General features: G+C 27.6%; 7 protein-coding genes. 6 read left to right on the top strand and 1 reads right to left on the bottom strand.

All coding sequences use genetic code 11. The annotated features are described in order from the left end of the window. From SVN78_09985 to SVN78_09965, 5 genes are all read left to right on the top strand, one after another. Positions 1-181 (top strand): hypothetical protein (locus SVN78_09985; GenBank protein MDY6821935.1); only part of this gene is annotated, 181 nt, incomplete at its 5' end. A gap of 9 nt (positions 182-190) precedes the next feature. After that, complete coding sequence (locus SVN78_09980) at positions 191-604, top strand: Fur family transcriptional regulator (GenBank protein MDY6821934.1); 414 nt, start codon at positions 191-193, stop codon at positions 602-604. Further along, on the top strand, positions 570-1,376 hold the full coding sequence (locus tag SVN78_09975; protein ID MDY6821933.1) for a TIGR02757 family protein: 807 nt from the start codon (positions 570-572) through the stop codon (positions 1,374-1,376). Before SVN78_09980 ends, SVN78_09975 begins: the two co-directional genes overlap by 35 nt. Before the next feature lie 78 nt (positions 1,377-1,454). After that, positions 1,455-1,778 carry a thioredoxin gene (trxA, locus tag SVN78_09970; protein ID MDY6821932.1) on the top strand — a complete coding sequence of 108 codons (324 nt, stop codon included), beginning with the start codon at positions 1,455-1,457 and terminating at the stop codon, positions 1,776-1,778. Positions 1,779-1,790: 12 nt separating this feature from the next. After that, on the top strand, positions 1,791-2,003 hold the full coding sequence (locus SVN78_09965; protein MDY6821931.1) for a zinc ribbon domain-containing protein: 213 nt from the start codon (positions 1,791-1,793) through the stop codon (positions 2,001-2,003). An 8-nt stretch (positions 2,004-2,011) separates the two neighbouring features. Here SVN78_09965 and SVN78_09960 read toward each other — a convergent pair whose 3' ends face one another. Further along, positions 2,012-2,314: an HU family DNA-binding protein gene (locus SVN78_09960; GenBank protein MDY6821930.1), complete on the bottom strand. Its 303-nt coding sequence runs from the start codon at positions 2,312-2,314 to the stop codon at positions 2,012-2,014. A 77-nt stretch (positions 2,315-2,391) separates the two neighbouring features. Here SVN78_09960 and SVN78_09955 point away from each other — a divergent pair. Next, positions 2,392-2,843, top strand: a 452-nt coding sequence (locus tag SVN78_09955) for a lipid II flippase MurJ (GenBank protein ID MDY6821929.1), incomplete at its 3' end; no start/stop codon positions are given.

Genomic DNA, 2,843 nt, shown 5'->3' with positions numbered 1-2,843 from the left:
CAAAAAGGGTAATACGAAGCTTATAAAGATAGATGATTTTTTAATTGACTACGGGGAGAATAGATTAAAATTTAAAGTTAATAATAAGGGAGGTTTTAATATCATTGATTTTTTTAATTTTTGGAATTATAATTATACTAACTCTTATTTTGTGAGAGAAAACATAATTGTTGTTGATTAGGAGGCAATAATGTTTAAAGATAATGCAATTGAAGCGTTGAAGAAAAGTGGTTTAAAGGTAACAAAACCAAGGATGTGGATTGTTGAATATTTAGATGGTAATAAAAATCATCCAACAGCAATAGATATATTTGAGAACATAAGAAAGGAAAAGAAAAATATGTCCTTTGCAACTGTATATAATACATTGGAGATTTTAGTTAAGCAAGGGATTGTTAGGCAGCTTAAAACAGATGAAAAGAGTTGCAGGTTTGACCCAGATACAGAGCTGCACGGCCATTTCTATTGTAAATACTGTGGTTCTCTATATGATATTGAAATTAACCAGAAGGATTTATTTAAAGATCTAGATGGTTATGGGGATATTGATGGATATGAAATAGTTTTATATGGAAAATGTAATTCTTGCAAGAAGCAGAACTAATTTTTATCATCAAATATATAAAGAGTTTAACAACTCCATATATATTAAAAGTGATCCCCTTGAGCTAGTATATATATTAGAAGGGCATAAAGAATATATATCATTTATTACAGCTATATTCTCTTATGGTAGGGTAAATAGTATAAAAAAATTTTTAAAGAAGTTTTTTATTTCTATTGGCAGGGATCCTTTTAATATTAATAGCACCTTTGATAAAGATATCTATTATAGATTTCAAAACTCAAAGGATATAAAAATATTAGTTAGCCTTTTAAAATATGTATATACTAATTTTAATTCTCTAGAGAATTTCTTTCTTTCATTTTCTAATAATTTAGAATTAGCCTACACTAAATTTATAGAATTTGCTAGAACATATGGGGCAAATAGATCTGCTGGCAGGGGTTATTATTTTTTATTCCCAAAGGATAATTATCTAACCTCAAAAAGATATAATATGTTTTTTAGGTGGATGGTAAGAAAAGATTCTATAGATTTAGGTCTTTGGAAAAACTATTCACCTAAGGAGTTAAAATATCCACTAGATACACATATATTGAATTTTGCATATAACACTGGTTTAATCAAGTATAAACAATGTAATTATAAAAATATTAATGCCTTAGATAAATATTTCAAAAAAATATCCTCAAATGATCCAGTTAAGTTTGATTTCTCATTAACGCGACTAGGCATAATATATAAATGTAAATTTATATACTCTGATAGTTGTAGATTTTGCCCATATAATAATAGTTGTATTTATAATTGATAAAATGTAAATTATATTGACAATTAATTTTATATAATTTATATTGTAAAATTACAAGTTGTCAATTGGAGGTATCATATGGCTCAAGTTATTAATGAAGATAGTTTTGAAGAAGAGGTGTTAAAGAGTGATACACCTGTATTAGTTGATTTTTGGGCTGAGTGGTGCGGGCCATGTAAAATGCTTACACCTTTATTGGAGCAATTATCAAAAGATTACGATGGCAAAGTAAAAGTAGTGAAGGTAAATGTTGATGAAAATCAAAATCTTGCAGCTAAATATGGTATTATGAGCATACCAACAGTTATAATTTTTGATAAAGGCAATATTGTTGAACAATTTATAGGTGTACAAGCTAAAAGCGTATATGAAGATGCATTAAAAAAATATATTAATAAATAGGGTAATTTAATAATGCCTTTGTATGAATATAGATGCGGGGATTGTGGTGAAAAGTTTACAAAGCTAGTTTATGGTAGTAACTTTACAAATATAGCATGCCCATCATGCAATTCTACTAATATAACTAAGCTGTTTTCAACTTTTTCGACCACAGGAATTGCATCTGGCAAAGGTAGCAGCTGTTCTTCCTGTTCGTCTGCCTCTTGTGCTAGTTGTAAATCGTAAATAGATCGTTATTTAAGATTTAACTCCTTTGATTTTTCGATCAATAGCTTTTTAATATCTTTGCCTGGTTTAAATGTTGGATGTATTTTGGCTTTCGTTACTATCTGTTTGCCAGTTTTGGGGTTTCTTGCAATTTTTGGTTTATTTATTCGAGTGTGAAAGGTCCCAAATCCTCTTATTTCAACCCTATTCTCATCACTTAGAGCTATTTTAATTTGGTTAAATACTTCATTTATAATAAATTCAATGTGTTTTTTATTTAGGTTTTGGTTATTTTTGTAAACTTCTTTAATTAATTCAGATTTAGTCAATTATTAATACTCTTTAATATTAATTATTTTATTTACTATACAAGTGATATAAATTTATGTAAAGAACATTATTATATATGAAAACAAATCCCTTTAGGTTTAGTGTTTATAAATCAGGTATTGGTGTAATATTAAGCAGGATTTGTGGACTTTTTAGAGATATTTCGATTGCTTCCTTTTTTGGTGCCACAAAGATTACTGATATTTTTTTTATAGCTTTTGCAATTCCAAACTTATTTAGGGCGCTTTTTGCAGAAGGTGCTTTGGCGTCAGCATTTGTGCCAATATTCAGTGATAAATTAGCAAGGAACAGATATTCTGCGTTAAAATATTTAAGTAGTTTAATAAGCATTATTTTTATAATAACCGTTATAATTGTTTTTATATTTATAATATTTTCTAAATATATAATTATATTTTTTATGCCTGGGTATTATGAGCAGCAAGAAGTGTTAAAAACTGGTTCTATGCTACTTAAAATTTTAATGCCCTATCTGCCTATAATAACAATTTGTGGTCTATTATCTGG

The sequence above is a fragment of the Deferribacterota bacterium genome, from assembly GCA_034189185.1.
Taxonomy (GTDB): domain Bacteria; phylum Chrysiogenota; class Deferribacteres; order Deferribacterales; family UBA228; genus UBA228.
This window is presented reverse-complemented; position numbering and strand designations above follow the sequence as displayed.